The 17,896-nt window shown below is 36.4% G+C and carries 16 protein-coding genes; 6 read left to right on the forward strand and 10 right to left on the reverse strand.

The genetic code is table 11. The features are described from left to right. Positions 1-6: 6 nt before the first annotated feature. From DU508_RS24085 to DU508_RS12030, 4 genes are all read right to left on the reverse strand, one after another. Entirely contained in the window at positions 7-369 is a 363-nt protein-coding gene (locus DU508_RS24085) for a helix-turn-helix domain-containing protein (protein ID WP_233509501.1), read from the reverse strand. Beyond that, on the reverse strand, positions 354-764 hold the full coding sequence (locus tag DU508_RS24090) for a DUF6597 domain-containing transcriptional factor (protein ID WP_233509502.1): 411 nt from the start codon (positions 762-764) through the stop codon (positions 354-356). The genes DU508_RS24085 and DU508_RS24090 overlap by 16 nt, the downstream gene beginning before the upstream one ends. 31 nt (positions 765-795) lie before the next feature. Next, positions 796-1,707: a helix-turn-helix domain-containing protein gene (locus tag DU508_RS12025; RefSeq protein WP_115403053.1), complete on the reverse strand. Its 912-nt coding sequence runs from the start codon at positions 1,705-1,707 to the stop codon at positions 796-798. Between the two features lie 71 nt (positions 1,708-1,778). Next, positions 1,779-2,582 carry an SDR family oxidoreductase gene (locus DU508_RS12030; RefSeq protein ID WP_115403054.1) on the reverse strand — a complete coding sequence of 268 codons (804 nt, stop codon included), beginning with the start codon at positions 2,580-2,582 and terminating at the stop codon, positions 1,779-1,781. A gap of 302 nt (positions 2,583-2,884) precedes the next feature. Here DU508_RS12030 and DU508_RS12035 point away from each other — a divergent pair, with 302 nt between their 5' ends. Genes DU508_RS12035 through DU508_RS12045 form a run of 3 tightly spaced genes read left to right on the forward strand, consistent with a single transcriptional unit; the run spans position 2,885 to position 4,570 of the window. Next, positions 2,885-3,205: an ArsR/SmtB family transcription factor gene (locus DU508_RS12035; protein WP_115403055.1), complete on the forward strand. Its 321-nt coding sequence runs from the start codon at positions 2,885-2,887 to the stop codon at positions 3,203-3,205. Next, complete coding sequence (locus DU508_RS12040) at positions 3,202-3,699, forward strand: SRPBCC family protein (RefSeq protein ID WP_115403056.1); 498 nt, start codon at positions 3,202-3,204, stop codon at positions 3,697-3,699. The genes DU508_RS12035 and DU508_RS12040 overlap by 4 nt, the downstream gene beginning before the upstream one ends. A 4-nt stretch (positions 3,700-3,703) precedes the next feature. Next, positions 3,704-4,570, forward strand: coding sequence for an alpha/beta fold hydrolase (locus tag DU508_RS12045; RefSeq protein WP_115403057.1), 867 nt, complete (start codon positions 3,704-3,706; stop codon positions 4,568-4,570). A gap of 1,811 nt (positions 4,571-6,381) precedes the next feature. Here the strand turns inward: DU508_RS12045 and tnpA are convergent. The 3 genes from tnpA to DU508_RS12070 all read right to left on the reverse strand — a co-directional run bounded on the left by tnpA (position 6,382) and on the right by DU508_RS12070 (position 8,595). Beyond that, positions 6,382-6,834 (reverse strand): IS200/IS605 family transposase, encoded by a 453-nt coding sequence (gene tnpA, locus DU508_RS12060; RefSeq protein WP_115403060.1) that lies wholly within the window; start codon positions 6,832-6,834, stop codon positions 6,382-6,384. Between the two features lie 685 nt (positions 6,835-7,519). Beyond that, positions 7,520-7,984: a glycosyl-4,4'-diaponeurosporenoate acyltransferase CrtO family protein gene (locus DU508_RS12065; RefSeq protein WP_115403061.1), complete on the reverse strand. Its 465-nt coding sequence runs from the start codon at positions 7,982-7,984 to the stop codon at positions 7,520-7,522. 245 nt (positions 7,985-8,229) lie between these two features. Then, on the reverse strand, positions 8,230-8,595 hold the full coding sequence (locus DU508_RS12070) for a hypothetical protein (RefSeq protein WP_115403062.1): 366 nt from the start codon (positions 8,593-8,595) through the stop codon (positions 8,230-8,232). A gap of 237 nt (positions 8,596-8,832) precedes the next feature. On the opposite strand from DU508_RS12070, the gene DU508_RS12075 reads away from it, so the two are divergent. Further along, on the forward strand, positions 8,833-9,177 hold the full coding sequence (locus tag DU508_RS12075) for a single-stranded DNA-binding protein (protein ID WP_115403063.1): 345 nt from the start codon (positions 8,833-8,835) through the stop codon (positions 9,175-9,177). 57 nt (positions 9,178-9,234) lie between these two features. On the opposite strand, the gene DU508_RS12080 is transcribed toward DU508_RS12075, so the two are convergent. Both DU508_RS12080 and DU508_RS12085 read right to left on the reverse strand, forming a co-directional pair. Further along, positions 9,235-11,286, reverse strand: coding sequence for a TonB-dependent receptor (locus DU508_RS12080; RefSeq protein ID WP_115403064.1), 2,052 nt, complete (start codon positions 11,284-11,286; stop codon positions 9,235-9,237). Positions 11,287-11,360: 74 nt separating this feature from the next. Beyond that, entirely contained in the window at positions 11,361-12,680 is a 1,320-nt protein-coding gene (locus tag DU508_RS12085) for a PQQ-dependent sugar dehydrogenase (RefSeq protein ID WP_115403065.1), read from the reverse strand. Between the two features lie 287 nt (positions 12,681-12,967). Between DU508_RS12085 and DU508_RS12090 the strand changes: the two genes are divergently transcribed. Together DU508_RS12090 and DU508_RS12095 are read left to right on the forward strand one after the other, a co-directional pair. Then, positions 12,968-15,187, forward strand: a complete 2,220-nt coding sequence (locus DU508_RS12090; RefSeq protein WP_115403066.1) for an NADP-dependent isocitrate dehydrogenase — start codon at positions 12,968-12,970, stop codon at positions 15,185-15,187. Positions 15,188-15,506: 319 nt separating this feature from the next. Continuing rightward, positions 15,507-15,914, forward strand: a complete 408-nt coding sequence (locus tag DU508_RS12095) for a hypothetical protein (RefSeq protein WP_115403067.1) — start codon at positions 15,507-15,509, stop codon at positions 15,912-15,914. Positions 15,915-15,994: 80 nt separating this feature from the next. Here DU508_RS12095 and DU508_RS12100 read toward each other — a convergent pair whose 3' ends face one another. After that, a complete protein-coding gene (locus DU508_RS12100) occupies positions 15,995-17,830 on the reverse strand; it encodes a DNA polymerase III subunit gamma/tau (RefSeq protein WP_115403068.1) in 1,836 nt (611 codons plus the stop codon). Between the last annotated feature and the right edge of the window lie 66 nt (positions 17,831-17,896).

The raw sequence follows: 17,896 nt of genomic DNA on the forward strand, positions 1-17,896 counted from the left end.
GCAAAATTACTTTTGAGGCAGGGCAGATAATAGTATAAATCGGTCGTTTTCATTCCTGGCAAGTTCTTTAGGCGTAACGCCTGTCATTTTTTTAACCTCTTTTATAAAATGTGCCTGGTCAGAATAATTAAGCTCAGGAAATAGTTTACCATTTTTTATATGATGCAATGATGATTTAAAACGAAGAATATTGCAATATGCTTTTAATGAGATGCCGAACTGTTGATTAAAATATCGATTGATTTGTCTACTGCTCCAAAATACCTTTTCGGCTAATTCACTTACTGATTGAGTGCCATTGAACTCGTAAATGAGGTCAAATAATTTTTGTTTTCTGCTATCAATATTGGGCTTTATGAGCGTAAGCATTTTTGCAGAACCTTTTTACAAAACGCATCAAAATCAGTTAAGTCATCCCTTGTGATGCCCCAAAAATCTGTTGGTAAACGAATCCCCTCATTGAGTAGCGAGTTCACTTTTTCATCCAGTAAATATTCTATTGCAAGCAATTTAAAACTGACGGCAAAAAAAATGGTATCAGGTGGAATTGTTGTTTGTTCAGGTTCAATATCCAGGCCTTTTAATGTTGCTCTAAATGGTGTTTTTTCAGACCAGGAAAAGATAATATCAAACCTGCCATCCGGAAGAATCACAATATGATGGTTTTGATCTGAATGGTTGGCAAGCATCCAAAAACTTTTCACAAAGTTTGTTAATGGCTCTGGTGGTTTAATTGTTTTCCATTCAATGTCGGCTGTTGGCATATCTCAAATTAAATCGTGTTGAAGATTTTTATCAATTGAATTCTTGTCTGAATGCTAAAGGTGACATCTCTGTTTTTTTCTTAAACAATTTATTGAACGACTGTGGATATTCAAATCCCAGTTGATAGGCGATTTCAGCAACTGATAAATTGCTTACGGTAAGGTATTCTTTTGCTTTTTCGATCAACTTTTCGTGGATATGTTGCTGGGCATTTTGCCCGGTAAGTGAACGTAACATATCGCTTAAATAATGTGGTGTCACATTGAGTTGGGTTGATAGAAACTCAACTGTTGGTAGTCCAGTCTTCAGGGGTTCTTCATGGTCAAAATATTCGCTTAACAGTTGTTCCATTTTGGTTAACAAGTCGTTGTTCACTACTTTTCGCGTGATGAATTGTCTTTCGTAAAAACGATTACTGTAATTCAACAATAAATCGATTTGAGAGAGGATAATATCCTGGGTATGGCGATCAATGTACTGATATTCCTGTTCAATTTTCTGATAAACATCTATAATGTTTTTCTCTTCCCGCTCCGAAAGATGCAGCGCCTCATTAACAGCATAAGAAAAGAAGCCGTAGTTTTTTATAGCAGCAGCAAGCGGGTGTTTGCCTAAAAAAGCGGGATGGAACATCAACACGTAACCCATTCCACATTCCTGATTCAGGATGTCAATCTCTGACGCTTCAATTGACTGGATTTGCTTAGGTGCGATAAAACTCATCACGCCCTTATCGTAGTCGTAATATTGCTGACCATATTTCATTTTGGCACGGATGTCTTTTTTAAAAGATACGCTGTAAAAGTTTACTATAAACTTTTTCCAGATCTCATTTTCTGAAAGCCGCATATCTGCAACGTGAACTACGCTGACTAATGGATGCAATGGCTCGGGTAGAGACAGCAATTTATGGAATTCGGATATGGAATTGATGCTATTCATTTTTGTAAATTTACAAAAGACAGCTGCCTAAAAAGGCGGCTATCTCTTTTTAATTGTTTTTTGAAGAATATTTATCCTAAAATCTGCTTATTCAATTCTTTCCTGAATGCTTCGTTGCCAATTTCCAAATGTCTAGCATATAATGCTTTTGCATCTGCACCTGCTACATAACGCACCTGGTCTTTACCATCGGTTGATGCTTCATAAACCACTGCTGCAATTTGGTCTGCGGTTGAAGCTGATTTCATCATTTCATCAAAACCACCAAACATTTTGTTTTCTATTTCCTGATATTCAGGATGTGCACCTGTATCAAGTGACCTGCTGGCAAAATCAGTTACAATTCCTCCAGGTGCAATGGTTTTGACGTTGATATTAAACAATGCTAATTCGTGCGAAAGGCTTTCACTCCAACCTTCCAAAGCGAATTTCGTTGCGTGATAAATTGAACCTAAGGGGAAGCCAAAAAGTCCACCCATTGAAGTAGTACTAATAAACAAGCCCTTGTTTTTTTCTCTAAAATAAGGAATGAATGCTTTTGTGACACGTAAAACGCCTAGAAGATTGGTGTTGATTTGTTTTACGATTTGCTCGTCGCTAAGTGATTCCATTGCTCCCATTAGTCCGTAACCTGCATTGTTAAACACTACATCAATATCGTGTAAAGAAATGGCTTTAGCAACGGTTTCTTTGATTTGTTGTGGATTGGTAACATCAAGGGGCAAAAGCGTAACATTTTCCAATTTTGGGAGCTCGGTTTCCTTTTCGGGATTTCGCATGGTAGCGATTACGTTCCAACCTTTATTTTGAAATAATTTAACAGTTGCTTTTCCTAAACCTGTTGAAGCACCTGTAATGAAAATTGTTTTCTGCATTTTTTCTGTTGATTAAATTTTACTCTACAAAGTTCAATCAAGTGCAAAACCTATGTGTTTCCAAATTGCGGTTTGTTGTGTCCAAATTGAATCGCTGATCTGATTTTACTATTCCTGTTATTTTTGAAGTATCCGATCGTTTGCTTTTTCAAATGGCCCAAGATTCAGAAGTTCCCAGATACCCCGGTCATGCTGCAACGATACTCTACAACTTCAAACTTCCTTATATTAAAAATAAATTTGCGAAACCGAAAGGTTTCGCAAATATTTGCAACCAATTAGTTTCACAAATAAATACATAAATGAGACGAGACATTTTTCAAGCAGTTGCAGACCCAACAAGACGAACCATTATTACCTTAATTGCATTACAGGCAATGACACCCAATGCCATTGCTGAAAACTTCAATACAACACGACAAGCTGTGTCAAAACATTTACGCATTTTAACAGAATGCGAACTTGTAAAACAGGAACAAAAAGGAAGAGAGATTTATTACTCTCTTGAAATTGACAAAATGAAAGAAATAGATAAATGGATAGAGCAATTCCGAAAAATTTGGGAAACCCGATTCAATCAATTAGACAATTTATTATCAACTATTAAAAAAAATAAAAAATGAACAATTTACAATTTGACTTTACGGTTGACAAATCAACCCAATCGGTATTCATAACAAGAGAATTTGATGCTGAACTTTCACTTGTTTGGGATGCATTCACTAAACCAGAAATTCTTGACCAATGGTGGGCGCCTAAACCTTATACTTCAAAAACAAAGTTTATGAATTTCAAAGAGGGTGGAAGGAGATTTTATGCAATGGTTAGCCCGGAAGGATATGAAAGTGGTTGGCAAATTCAAGACTATACTTCCTTAAGCCCAAAAACCAATTTCAAATTTTTAAGCGTTTTTGCAGATAAAGACGAAACCCCCCATTTACCAGGTTCAAACTGGGATTTGAGTTTCACTGAACAAAATGGAATAACCAAAGTAAGTATTACCATTTACAATGAATCGCTTGAACGTATGGAAAAAATGATTGAAATGGGCTTCAAAGAAGGTTTCACAATGACCTTAAACGAACTAAACGAATTATTAACCACTTTTAAAAAATAATACAATGAAAAGAGTATTTAATGAGCCTAAACCTATATTAATACTTGTTTTACTTTTCTTTACAGTATTTCAATCTAACGGGCAACCAAATAAACCTACCGCCAGTAGTTATGCACCTGTTAATGGTATTAAAGTTTATTACGAAGTATATGGACAGGGTAAACCCATCGTTTTACTACATGGTGCTTTTTATACCATTAACATGAATTGGGGGCAATTAATACCTGAATTGGCAAAAACAAGAAAAGTAATTGCGATTGAATTCCAGGGACATGGACACTCACCTTTTTCAGAGAGAAAATTAGATATAGTTAACCTTGCAAGTGATGTGGAAGGTGTAATGAATTATTTAAAAGTTGACAGTGCTGATGTTGCAGGATTTAGTATGGGTGGCTCAGTAGCTTACCAATTGGCAATACAAAGCCCTAAACGGGTAAGAAAATTAGTGATTATTTCCTCTACTTATAAAACCAGTGGTTGGCTACCAGCAGTAAACGGTGCGTTTAAAGATTTTAAACCTGATTTTTTTGATAACACGCCATTGAAAGCAGCATACGATTCGATAGCACCAGACAAAACGAAGTGGAGAAAGTTCATACAGCAGATGATTGATTTTGCAGGGGTATCGTTTGACTGCGGTGATTCTAATATTGCGAAAATGACTATGCCCGTATTGCTCCTTTCGGGTGACAATGACGGGTTAGATAAAATTGAGTTGATGAAAACTTACCAACTACTTGGAGGTGGTATATCTGCTGATTTGGGAACGATGCCAAAATCGCATTTGGCTATTGTTCCTTCGCAGGGACATGTGAGCCTTATGATGCAAACGAAAGCAATATTAAATTATCTTGATGGTTTTTTAAGGTAGCGTAATAATAGCTGTCAACAACAGAATTTCTGTGCAAAATAATCCCTTCCACGCCTAAATTTCAATACAGACCCGTTATTAACATTTAAAAATCAATTTATTTTACACCAGCACAAATTTGTATCTGCTATAATTTTGTCATCCCTTCGGGATTTTGTTTGTTCCTTGGTTTTGTCAAAGCCCTAACGGCTGAAATGATTATATCAAAATTTATGTGATCCGCTGTAACAAATGCTGAAGGATGGTCTTGTTGGTTTTTGAAAATGTGGCTGTCATTATTATTCCACCCCTTCGGGGTTGGGTTCATTGTTTTACATGGCTATAATCCTGTCATCCCTTCGGGATTTTGTTTATCTCTTGGAATTACAAAGCTCTAACGGCTGAAATGATTATATCAAAATTTATGTGATCCGCTGTAACAAATGCTGAAGGATGGTCTTGTTGGTTTTTGAAAATGAGGCTGTCATTATTATTCTACCCCTTCAGGGTTGGGTTTATTATTTACATGGCTATAATCTTGTCATCCCTTCGAGATTTTGTTTGTTCCTTGGTTTTTGTCAAAGTCCTAAGGGTTGAAATGATCATAGCACAAATTTATGTGATCCGCTGTAACAAATGCTGAAAGGATGGTCTTGTGTTTTTGAAAATGTGGCTGCCATTATTATTCCACCCCCTTCGGGGTTGGGTTCATTGTTTTACATGGCTATAATCCTGTCATCCCTTAGGGATTTTGTTTATCTCTTGGAATTACAAAGCCCTAACGGCTGAAATGATCATAGCACAAATTTATGTGATCCGCTGTAACAAATGCTGAAGGATGGTCTTGTTGGTTTTTGAAAATGTGGCTGTCATTATTATTCCACCCCTTCAGGGTTGGGTTTATTATTTACATGGCTATAATCTTGTCATCCCTTCGGGATTTTGTTTGTTCCTTGGTTTTTGTCAAAGTCCTAAGGGTTGAAATGATATATCACAAATTTATGTTACCCGCTGTAACAAATGCTGAAGGACGGTATTGTTGGTTTTTGAAAATGTGGCTGCCATTATTATTCCACCCCCTTCGGGGTTGGGTTCATTGTTTTACATGGCTATAATCCTGTCATCCCTTCGGGATTTGTTTATCTCTTGGAATTACAAAGCCCTAATGGCTGAAATGATCATAGCACAAATTGTGTCATCTGCTATAATAAACCCTGAAAGGATGGTATTGTTGGTTTTTGAAAATGTGGCTGTCATTATTATTCCACCCCTTCGGGGTTGGGTTTATTATTTACATGGCTAAATCTTGTCATTCCTTCGGGATTTGTTTATCTCTTGGAATCACAAAGCTTTAAGGACTGAAGATTATATCACAAATTTATCTTATAGTTTTACATTGCTATAGTCTTGTCATTCCTTCGGGATTTGTTTATCTCTTGGAATCACAAAGCTTTAAGGACTGAAGATTATATCACAAATTTATTTTATCGTTTTACATTGCTATAGTCTTGTCATCCCTTTGGGATTTTGTTTATCTCTTGGAATCACAAAGCTTTAAGGACTGAAGATTATATCACAAATTTATCTTATAGTTTTACATTGCTATAGTCTTGTCATTCCTTCGGGATTTGTTTATCTCTTGGAATCACAAAGCTTTAAGGACTGAAGATTATATCACAAATTTATTTTATCGTTTTACATGGCTATAGTCTTGTCATCCCTTCGGGATTTTGTTTATCTCTTGGATTTACAAAGCCCTAAGGGCTGAAATGATTATAGCAAAATTTATGTGACCTACAATAAACCCCGAAGGGGTGACATTATTAATTCAGTCAATCGAACAAGTATTTTTCATCGTATTCGATTTCAAATTTTTGAAGAAAATCCAAATATTCGTCCTTAAATGTTTTTTTGCGGTGGTGCTCTTCCTGATTTAAAACGTATTGATATACGCTTTCTATTTGTGAATGGGCATACGAAAATGCACCATAGCCTTCCTGCCAGGAGAATTTTCCTTGTACCCAATTTTGTTCATTGATGAATTTTGATGAATTATTTTTAATGTCCCGTACCAAATCAGCGATGCTTAATGATGGTTTCAATCCTACAAATACGTGAATGTGGTCTGCAACACCATTTACAATAATCGGTTTCTGACCTTTTGCCTTTATAATGCCTGAAATATATTTGAAAACCTCATCCCTCCAGGGTTTCTGCAATAGATTTCGCCTGCCTTTTACTGCAAAAACATACTGGATGTAAATCTGTGAAAATGTAGCTGTCATTATTCTATCTTTTCAGGGTTTTGTTTTCATTATTCTAAAATCTTGTCATTCCTTCTGGATTTTGTTGTTATAATCGCCTGTTTTTTAAACAAAGTTGGCTTGTATTTAATCTTCTAACACCGCCCAGATGCAAATCCCTCCTAACGGTTTTACTTTCGTTGTTTATTAATTGCCAACTTTGTCGCTATAATTTGCTTTTATATTCCTGCTAATTTTTGAAGTGTCCAATCGTTTGCTTTTCAAAAGATCCAACATTTAGAAGTTCCCAGACACCCTTAAACCTTTTTCTATCTTTCAAGTTTTGTCCTGAATTTGTGATAAGTCTCTTATCGCATATAAAATTCCATGCTCAAAATGTAAAACGTGTTCAATTTCGTGAATCAAGTAATGTCTTCGGTTTTGTAAAGTTTCTCCACCATCATTTTTTTTAACTTTCGGGATTTCAACTCATTTTCTAATTCTTTATTGTTTTTCTGACTATTAACTAATAAAAAGACAAAAAACAATGGAAAAACCCGAGTCCATTTTTTATTGCACTGAATATCGAAACTCCTATTAAAAAACAATAAGAAATCCGTAAATAATTTTGTTCGTTTTAGTTTTTTTGTTCTTGTAACAATTCTTCATCAGTTAGTGCTGTTAATTTTTTGTGGTCCATTTGTGTTTTTGTGTGGTTAAACCAATGTTAGCTGCATTTTTTGATCAATTTATCAATTCGTCTTTTATTCTGCTGCTGCAATAAAGATGGATATAAATTCATCAATATATTTACTATCATAATTGTAAAACCAAAAAACAATTCAGCTTTATAAAATTTCACTAAGGCAAAAATTGTTACAAACGCAAATCCTATTAAATGGTCAATTTCAGAACTTGTCATTTCCTTACGCAGGTTAAGTAAGTCAGACTTTTCAATTTTATTTCTCAGTTTAAGTTTCTGATTGAAGTATTTAAAAGGCGTATTTTTCACAATCCATTTAACAACATCAACCCCGATCCATTCGTTCAACTTTTCACTTTTTACAAAATTTAAGTTGGATAATTCATTGTTGTAAACTTCTGTTTTTTTCAGAATCGCATTAATAGCCATTCCAACAATAAAAGAAATGAATGTTATTGCAATACTGAATGATAAATATTTATAAGTCATTTTTAACCTTCTGTTTATTTTCGGTTATTATTTTACTGCCATTTTGTTTATACGATTGATCACTCCAAATCAATCAGTTTTAACAGTTTTGTCTAATTAAGCCATTTTAGTCTGTTTGTCAAAATTGTAGCTAACATTTTGTTAATGGGGTTAGTTATAATGGCTGTCAACAACAGAATTTCTGTGCAAAATAATCCCTTCCACGCCTAATTTTAAATATATCAACATTTAAAAACGAATTCATTTTACACCAGCCACAATCTTTCGTCTCTTTTAACCAGCAAAATTTCTTCATCACTTAAGTCAAGCAAGCCATATTCATAGCAAAAACGATATGTTTTTCCATTTTGGGTTTGATAGGTGTGGGTATGATAGTCAAAATTGAACCCGGCGGTAAGCATTTTTTTCTTCAATACTTTTACTTTGCCATTTGGATTTAAATTGGCTAAAATAGTCCTGTTTTTTTTTAAAATCAGATTGATTTTATTGATTACTGAAGAATCTCCACTTTTTAAGTGGTTATTGTAATTGTTCCTGCAACCATCGTCGCAGAATTTTTTGTCGGCTCTACCTTTTACCGGTTTACCGCAATCTAAGCATAAGCGTTCCATAATAATAGTTTGTTTTATTATGGGATGATGTTTTAAAAGTAGTAATTAATTTCTTTTTATTCCAAAAATAAATGCGGTTAATTTGCCGCATTCAACTTATTATCCATTTTAAACGCTTATAAACGACTATAAATGATTAAGTTACGATAAAGTTTGATTTTCGTTTGCACATTTGTTCTGTCGGTAGTCGTGGTGACTATTGTTCGTTAAACATTTGGAAACTTAAATTTAAAGATTATGGAAAGTGCAATTAACAAAGTAGTATTAAGCGGATGTGCCGGAGCAGATGCTGAATTTAAAACTTTACCAGGAAATCAGAAATTGGCAAAAGTAAATTTAGCCGTAAATGAATTTTACAAAAACTCCGCAGGCGAAGATGTAAAGAAAACGCATTGGTTTAATCTAATTTTCTGGAATGCCAAAGCAGAGCTGGCTGTAGCGCAAATCAAAAAAGGAACCCGAATTACTGTTGAAGGAAGGTTAAATACGGGTAGCTATGAAGCAAAAGATGGCTCGAAACGGTTTACAACTGAAATTATAGTAACCGATTTAGTGATTAAAGAAATAGAGTTATCCAATTAGCATAACACTGTAATTAAAATGCCAGATAAAACTTTCTTACCTGGCATTTCAGTTTCTCTATAATTTAACTGCTATTCCCGAATAAAAATTTATTCCGGCTGCAGGGTTGTAATATCTATTACCAACAGCATTTAAATCATTTCCGAGGCTGTATTTCTCGTTCAGCAGGTTGTTCACACCCAATGAAATTTCGAATTTGACTGTATTGATTTTGAGATCACGGATTCCTGTTTTAAGCTCCAGTAAATGATATCTTCTGGCAAATGCCGTATTTGCGTCATTCAATGGAATGGCTGAAGTATAATTATGTTGTGCAAAGAAATAAATCTCCTTTCTAAACTCAAAAAGTATATTGCTTAATAAAACATTTGCTGGCACACCTGTTAACCTGTTTCCGCTAAAAACTGCGTTCCCACTCTCAAAATCATTAAAACGGAAATGATTATAGGTATAATTACTTCTAAATTGAATTCCGCTGATTAATGAAGCATGGTTTCTGATGATCCAGATTGATGTTTCCAGTTCAATGCCTCTTTGCTTTGTGCCGCCCGCATTGATGAAGTATTCCGCATCATTTGCATTCAATCTTCTCACAATCGCATCTTTTAACTGATATTGGAAAATATTTGCACTTGCATAGAAGCGATTATTCTTCGTGTTAAATCTTAAGCCCGTTTCGTAATTCCACCCCAATTCTGCCTGAAGATCATTGTTGATGTTGTTATCTGAAGACCTTACTTCTGCGATGGTAGGAGGGGAATAACCTTTGCTAACCGATGCCCTTAATGAAAGAGTAGGAATGATCAGGTAAGATGCAGCGATTTTTGGCATTAATTGTTTACTGAATTTTCGCTGTTGAGCGGCAACTGCTACAGGGAAAAAGCTTTCATACTTATAGTTAAAGAAGTTCAGGCTTGATGCCAGCTCAACTAAAAGTTTTTGGTTCAAATCAAAGTTAATTCTTGCAAAAGCGAAATCCTGATTTGCCTTTAGCCAATCTGCTGCTTGCATTGCTGCTGGTTGACCTGCATTATTATTAAAGTTTTTAACCTGTGTTTTTGTTCCGGCGCTTTCCAAACCCACTTGTGCATTTAATTTAAACTGGTTGGTCAATTGTGCATATTCTATAAAGGTTCTCAATCCGAGTGTACTTTCATAACGTTTTTCGTAATTGGTAATAAATGGGTTTTTAAAATCGGTATATGAAGTGAAAAGTGCTATGACATGTTTGAAATTGTTGTTAAATTGATAAGTGTTAGATAAACCTGCGAAAGTGGTTTTATTATAAATCCCGGCTTGCTGGGTTACCGCTCCGGGAATGGTGGGGGTAGCGGGCCTTGCTGATTGAGGATCTTGTTCCAGCTGCATTAACGTCAGTCCGCCAGGTGTTTTATAATTCAGGTCACTGTAAAAAGCAAAAAGTTTGAGATTTCCCTTTGCGCTATAATCCCACTGGTGTGCAGTTTGAAAGTACTTCCTTTCCATGGCACTGTTTTGCCGGTAGCCATCGCTTCTCTGATACCCCTCCATCACGCTGAAACTATAATTTTTAAACCTGCGCCGGATGTTTGCCGTTTGATGGAAGAGACCGAATGATCCGGCGGTTATTGATCCTTCAATCTTATTTTGATTTAATTCAGGAGAATTTATTAAAACGGCACCACCGGTATTTGCCCCGAAAATATTGGCTTCCGGACCCTTGTATATCTCGATCGATTGAATGGCTGTAGGATCAATCGCATTCAGATAAGTATTTCCGCCGGCATCCGTTAAAGGAAGATCATCAATATAAATTTTAATATTCCGGATGCCAAAGGGAGAACGTAATAAGCTCCCACGCATGGAAAGACGGTAACTGCCAGGAGAACGTTCTTCCATTCTTACTCCTGTAACGGTATTAAATGTGCTTACTAATGAATTGTTCTGCTGATTTCTAATTTGATTACTATCTATTAAACTTACGGCAGAAACAGATCGCAACAGTGGTTGAGGGTTATAATATCCTTTGATCACCACTTCATCCAGCTTTTTAACGGTGTCTGGTTTGATCACTTGTGTAAAACCAACCATGTAAAGCAAAAGAAAAAGGAAAGTAAATGTTGATTTCAATATGTTATTGGTTTAAGAGATTACTAATTCGCAGATAAAATTAGATTATATCTGCGAATTAGTAAAGATTAAAACTATTTTGTTGCAACTCTCCAAACTACACCGCTTACATCGTCAGCAACAAGTAAAGCTCCATCTGGAGTTAAGGTTACGCCTACAGGTCTGCCATAAACTTCCGCTTTATCAGCATTTGCAATAAATCCGGTTAAAAAATCTTCCGGTTTACCTGTTGGTTTTCCATCTTTAAAAGGTACAAAAATTACTTTATAACCTGATAATGCCGAACGGTTCCAAGAACCATGTTGGCCAACAAAAGCCCCGCCATGATACTTAGAAGGGAATTTCGTGGCTTTATAAAAAGCGAGCCCTAATGAAGCGGTGTGAGCGCCAACAGGAACATCTGGTACGATAGCTTTTTTAACCAATTCAGGATTTTTGCCTTTTAACCTCGGGTCTTCATGCTGCCCGAAATAGGAGTAAGGCCATCCGTAAAATGCACCTGGTTTAACGCTGGTAATATAATCGGGAACTAAATCGTCACCGAGTTCATCACGCTCATTAACCGCTGTCCAAAGCATATTTGTGCCAGGCGCCCAATCTACTCCAACCGGATTTCGTAAACCGCTCGCATAAATTTTTTCGCCCGTACCATCCGGATTGATCTCTAAAATATTTGCTCTTCTTACTTCATTTTCAATTCCATGTTCTGCAACATTACTTCCCGAACCTACCGTTACATAAATTTTACTTTTATCGGCATTGGTGATTAAGTTTCTGGTCCAATGATTATTATAGCCGCCTGCTGGCAGACTTAAGATTTTCTTTCCTTGTGCTGTGATTTTAGTATCGCCGGTTTTATAGGGATATTGCCAAATGCCATCCGTATTGGCTACATAGAATGAATTTCCAATAATCGTTACTCCATAAGGCTGGTTAAGTCCTGAGAGGAAAGTGGTTTTAATTTCAGGAATTCCATCATTATTAGCATCCCGATACAGTAAAACCGTGTTTGCACTTGCTCCGGTTACTTCCGATTTTGCCTTTCCTGTTACGGCATTTGCCACTTTTTCTACAGTGCTCCGTTCAGAATTACTCAAAACAATTAAAACATCGCCATTGGGTGCAATAAACATGTTTCGTGGACTTTTAATATTCGAAGCAAACTTTGTTACCACAAAACCTTCGGGAGCGGTAGGCACTTTATTTTCTGGCCAGCCAATAACTTTACTAAACTTGTTTTTTGAAGCAGTGGTATCGGGAGCTGGCAAATTTACCTGCTCTGTTTCTGTTGCCACCGAGGTAGAATCGCCTTGCTCCTCTGAGGTTGATTTTGATTGGCAACCAAATAAAACCGAAGCTGAAAATAAGGTAGTGTATAGAATCTGATTTTTCATAGTTTAATGTTTTTGAGAAATAGGATTAGTTTCACGAAAAATATAACAGAAAACAGTTACAGATGTTTGGATTAAACAAAGGAAGTTTGGTGTGATGCCAAATAACACTTTGGTTGTTCCATTATTTTATTGAAGAATCAATCACTTATTGATTTTATAAAACCATAAATAACGTTACGATGTTCCTTAATTCATTCGATTATTTTATCTTTAGGCGATTTTAAACGGTCGGTTTAAGAACATAAATCGACTTCATAATTAATCTTATAAAGCAAAATCAATATAATATGTCAAATACATCAAAAATTATCTACACCAAAACCGATGAAGCGCCAATGCTGGCAACTTACTCACTTTTACCTATCGTACAAGCTTTTACTGCATCAGCAGGTATTGATGTAGAAACCAGAGATATTTCTTTAGCGGGAAGAATTTTGGCAAACTTTCCTGAGTATTTAAATGACGATCAAAAAATTGGCGATGCTTTAGCTGAACTTGGTGCATTGGCAACCACTCCAGAGGCTAACATCATTAAATTACCAAATATATCGGCATCAATTCCACAATTGGTTGATGCGATCACTGAGTTACAATCTCAGGGATTTGCCCTTCCAAACTATCCGGATAATGCTCAAACTGATGAAGAAAAAGCGATTAAAGCTAAATATGCTAAAGTTTTAGGTTCGGCAGTGAATCCTGTTTTACGTGAAGGGAACTCCGACCGCAGAGCACCAAAAGCGGTAAAAAACTATGCAAAACAAAACCCGCATTCTATGGGTAAGTGGGCTGCAGATTCAAAAACTAAAGTAGCGAGCATGACTGAAGGCGATTTTTACGGTTCAGAGAAATCGGTAACGGTTGAAGATGCTGCTCAATTCAAAATTGAATTTGTTGCTGAAGATGGTACAGTAACGGAATTGAAAGGCTTGGCTCCTTTAAAAGCCGGAGAAGTGATTGATAGCTCTGCATTAAGTTTATCGGCATTAAAATCATTTGTGGCAAAAGAAATAACAGAAGCTAAAGCAGCAGGTGTTTTATTATCGGCTCACTTAAAAGCAACAATGATGAAAGTTTCTGACCCGATTATTTTCGGAGCCATTGTTGAAGTTTACTTTGCTGATGTGTTTACCAAATACGCTGATCTTTTCAAATCGCTTAACATCGATACCAGAAATGGTTTAGGTGATGTTTTTGCTAAAATTGCTGGCCGCCCTGAACAAGCAGAAATTGAGGCTGCAATTGCCGCAGCAATTGAAAATGGCCCGGCTTTAGCCATGGTAAATTCTGATAAAGGAATCACGAATCTTCATGTTCCAAGTGATGTGATTGTTGATGCTTCTATGCCAGCAATGATCCGTACTTCAGGGCAAATGTGGAATAAAGAGGGTAAACCACAAGACACAATCGCTTTAATTCCCGATCGTTGTTATGCTGGTGTTTACACTGCAACAATTGAAGATTGTAAAGTAAACGGCGCTTTTGATGTAACCACCATGGGATCAGTTCCAAACGTAGGTTTAATGGCTCAAAAAGCTGAAGAATATGGCTCTCACGATAAAACTTTCCAGGCTGCTGCCAACGGGATAATTCGCGTTACCGATGCTGATGGCAAGGTTTTCTTCGATCAAAAAGTTTCTACTGGCGATATCTTCCGCATGTGCCAAACTAAGGATGCTCCAATTCAGGATTGGGTTAAACTGGCAGTGAACAGAGCCCGTTTATCAGAAACTCCTGCTGTTTTCTGGTTAGATGAAAACAGAGCGCACGATAGAGAAATCATCGCCAAAGTAAATAAGTATTTAAAAGACCACGACACAACCGGTTTGGATATCCGCATTCTCGCCCCAATTGAGGCTACTAAATTTACTTTGGAACGTATTCGCAGGGGAGAAGATACCATTTCAGTAACGGGTAACGTATTACGTGATTATTTAACGGATCTATTCCCGATTTTAGAATTAGGAACTTCTGCAAAAATGTTATCCATTGTTCCTTTAATGAATGGTGGTGGTTTATTCGAAACCGGTGCTGGTGGTTCTGCACCTAAACACATCGAACAATTTATTGAAGAAGGTTATTTACGTTGGGATTCGCTGGGAGAATTTTTAGCGCTTCAAGCTTCATTAGAACATTTATCTCAAACGCAAAATAATGCTAAAGCCCAGGTTTTAGCTGATGCTTTGGACGAAGCAAATGCTAAATTCCTGGCAACAGACAAGTCTCCGGGTAGAAAATTGGGAACGATAGATAACCGTGGTTCGCACTTTTATTTAGCTTTGTACTGGGCAGAGGCGTTAGCTGCACAATCAAAAGATGCTGAACTTCAGGCTAGATTTACATCGCTTGCAAAAGCTTTAACAGAAAATGAATCGAAGATTAATGAGGAGTTAATCGGAGCTCAGGGTAAACCACAAAATATTGGTGGATATTACCACCCGAACGATGAACTGGCAGGTAAAGCAATGCGTCCGAGTGAAACTTTAAATTCAGCTTTGGCAGGTTTATAAGCTAAAGATGATTAATAGAGAAAAGCGTTCTGATGAAAATCAGAGCGCTTTTTTTGTCTAATTGAGTATGCGCTATTAATAATAATAATAATAATATGCTGTTGGATGTTTCAAAACGGTTGTCATTTAAAACATTCGTTATTGCGAATGTTCATGTTCAGGAAGGAGATCGCCATGAATATTACCAATGTAAATCGGAGAATGTTATGCAGAAGACGATCTGTGAAATTATTCTTTCAGCTATTTTTTTTGCCGCTCAAAAATAAAACCATATTGCGCCCAACTTGTTATAGCTTTATAAATTAAGAAGACTAATATCATGGCAAATAACGAGAACAAAGGATCGCAGGATAAAATACATAGTACAACTGAAAACAGTGAAATCAATAAGGAAAACCTTGCTTATGATGAGAATAAGCAGAGTTATGAACTTGATGTAAAAGGTACGGATAAAGATTATGATCACCCGATGGGATACGAGACCGTTGCGGCGGGGGCTCGTGATGATGATTCGACTTATGATGAAGCTAATCCTTACGTTGGAGATGAATATGCCAGAAATGAAGAAGTTGCAGAAGATAACCTTGAAGAGTTAGGGATGCATGTAGATAATGGGGAAAGTGTGCGATTGAATCCTGAGGATGAGTTTTTAGCCAGAACCCCGGAAGATAATCGTGATGATCTGGATGAAGAGGGGTATCCTATTAATGATACGCCGTTGAAATAGTTAGCAGTTTTCAGTTGGAAAAACTAAAAACTGATTATTAGTTGCAGTTTGGGAACTGAAAATTGCTAACTGAAAACTGATCAGGGATTAATGTCTAAATTAAATCTTCTGCGAAGATCTTCCAGTTTCGGATTTTTATTAACAAGATATTCATATTTTTCGCGATTACCGTAAAGCCTGTTTTCCAATTTACGTTCAACTTGTTTGAATGTGATATCAATGGCAAAATTTTGCAGTTCATTTCTCAAAAAGTTCATCAACTCTACAGATTCCTGTTGTACAAATTGTTCCTGGGTTTTACTTTCTACAGAAATTTCTATTAAAACCGGACTTAAAAGTATGGGTGCAAAATTATTTAGGATGGTAAAAAGATTAATCTTATCAGCCGCTTTTAGAATTTGTACATATTTATTCCAAACTTCTAATAACCTGTCATAACTAAAGGGTTCGCGGGCTTCACCTGTAACGGTTTTAGGTTTGCCATCATCTTCGCCATTGGCAACCCGTTCCAAATCATTTAAAGATGGAATTAACGTGCTGGCTGGATTTGCCTTTGGAATATTAATGCTGATGGAAGTGGCCGAAGGAATAGCCGCAACTTTTGGTGTTTCCTTAGGTTTTTCTTCCAAAGAAATGCTTGTCGGAATAACCGGTTGCTGTTCGGTTACAGAAGTGTTTTTTTGAGGTACCGGCTCAATGACTGAAGATTGCTCAATCTTTGGTTTTTCGTCTTCAACCTTACTTAAACTAGTTTTTTTTTTATCCTGATCTTGATCAGTTGCTGTATTACTTGTGCTTAAAGGTTGCTGCGCTAAATGAACGACCGATCGAATATGACACATTTTAATCAATGCCAGTTCTACTTGTAAGCGCTGATTTTTAGAGTTTTTGTAATTTAAATCGCAAGTGTTGGCTAAATTCAGGGCAGTAAGCAGGAATGAAAGTTCTGTTTGTCTGCATTGATCTAAATATTTCTGTTTAATGTTCTCACTAACTTCTAAAAGTTTAATGGTTGCTGCATCTTTCCCTACCAATAAATTACGGAAGTGGGTAGCTAAACCATTAATGAAGTTATTTCCATCGAAACCATTATTTAAAATCTCATCAAATAATAATAAGGTTTGGCTTACTTCTGCTGCGGTAAGAAAAGAAGTAAGCTTAAAGAAATAATCGTAATCTAAAATATTTAAATTATCAATTACGGCTTTATAAGTGATGTTCTTATTTGCATAACTCGCAATTTGATCGAACATCGAAAGTGCATCACGTAAACCACCATCTGCCTTTTGAGCAATGATATGCAGTCCATCCGATTCAAAAGCGATGTTTTCCCGTTGCGCAATAGTAGCCAAGTGACTCGAGATATCTTCTACCTGAATGCGGTTGAAATCAAAAATCTGACAACGGGATAAAATGGTTGGCAGGATTTTATGTTTCTCTGTTGTGGCTAAAATAAAAATAGCATAAGATGGTGGTTCCTCCAGTGTTTTCAAAAATGCATTGAATGCACTTTGAGATAACATGTGAACCTCATCAATAATATAAATTTTGTATTTACCAGCTTGAGGTGGGATGCGAACCTGCTCAATTAAGCTCCGGATATCATCAACCGAGTTGTTTGATGCCGCATCCAATTCATGAACATTAAAAGAATGCCCGTTTTGAAACGACTGGCAATTATCGCATTGTCCGCACGCTTCCATTTCGGCTGTAGGATTTGTACAGTTAATGGTTTTTGCAAGAATACGCGCACAGGTGGTTTTACCAACGCCACGTGGACCGCAAAATAAAAATGCCTGGGCAAGCTGATTGTTTTTGATGGCATTTTTTAAAGTGCCTGTAATATGCTGTTGTCCAACTACGGTTTCAAACGTGGCAGGGCGATATTTACGGGCAGAAACAATAAAATTTTCCATCGGCACGAAAATAGGAAAAATTTACATGTTGAAAGATGGAAAAGTTGGAATGTTGAAAAGTTGGAA

This window comes from Pedobacter chinensis (assembly GCF_003339865.1).
Lineage (GTDB): Bacteria > Bacteroidota > Bacteroidia > Sphingobacteriales > Sphingobacteriaceae > Pedobacter > Pedobacter chinensis.

Bases quoted from the DNA above. Each gene is read 5' to 3' on its own strand.
- DU508_RS24085 (WP_233509501.1), bottom strand. From the start codon at position 369: ATGCTTACGCTCATAAAGCCCAATATTGATAGCAGAAAACAAAAATTA.
- DU508_RS24090 (WP_233509502.1), bottom strand. From the start codon at position 764: ATGCCAACAGCCGACATTGAATGGAAAACAATTAAACCACCAGAGCCA.
- DU508_RS12025 (WP_115403053.1), bottom strand. From the start codon at position 1,707: ATGAATAGCATCAATTCCATATCCGAATTCCATAAATTGCTGTCTCTA.
- DU508_RS12030 (WP_115403054.1), bottom strand. From the start codon at position 2,582: ATGCAGAAAACAATTTTCATTACAGGTGCTTCAACAGGTTTAGGAAAA.
- DU508_RS12035 (WP_115403055.1), top strand. From the start codon at position 2,885: ATGAGACGAGACATTTTTCAAGCAGTTGCAGACCCAACAAGACGAACC.
- DU508_RS12040 (WP_115403056.1), top strand. From the start codon at position 3,202: ATGAACAATTTACAATTTGACTTTACGGTTGACAAATCAACCCAATCG.
- DU508_RS12045 (WP_115403057.1), top strand. From the start codon at position 3,704: ATGAAAAGAGTATTTAATGAGCCTAAACCTATATTAATACTTGTTTTA.
- tnpA (WP_115403060.1), bottom strand. From the start codon at position 6,834: ATGACAGCTACATTTTCACAGATTTACATCCAGTATGTTTTTGCAGTA.
- DU508_RS12065 (WP_115403061.1), bottom strand. From the start codon at position 7,984: ATGACTTATAAATATTTATCATTCAGTATTGCAATAACATTCATTTCT.
- DU508_RS12070 (WP_115403062.1), bottom strand. From the start codon at position 8,595: ATGGAACGCTTATGCTTAGATTGCGGTAAACCGGTAAAAGGTAGAGCC.
- DU508_RS12075 (WP_115403063.1), top strand. From the start codon at position 8,833: ATGGAAAGTGCAATTAACAAAGTAGTATTAAGCGGATGTGCCGGAGCA.
- DU508_RS12085 (WP_115403065.1), bottom strand. From the start codon at position 12,680: ATGAAAAATCAGATTCTATACACTACCTTATTTTCAGCTTCGGTTTTA.
- DU508_RS12090 (WP_115403066.1), top strand. From the start codon at position 12,968: ATGTCAAATACATCAAAAATTATCTACACCAAAACCGATGAAGCGCCA.
- DU508_RS12095 (WP_115403067.1), top strand. From the start codon at position 15,507: ATGGCAAATAACGAGAACAAAGGATCGCAGGATAAAATACATAGTACA.
- DU508_RS12100 (WP_115403068.1), bottom strand. From the start codon at position 17,830: ATGGAAAATTTTATTGTTTCTGCCCGTAAATATCGCCCTGCCACGTTT.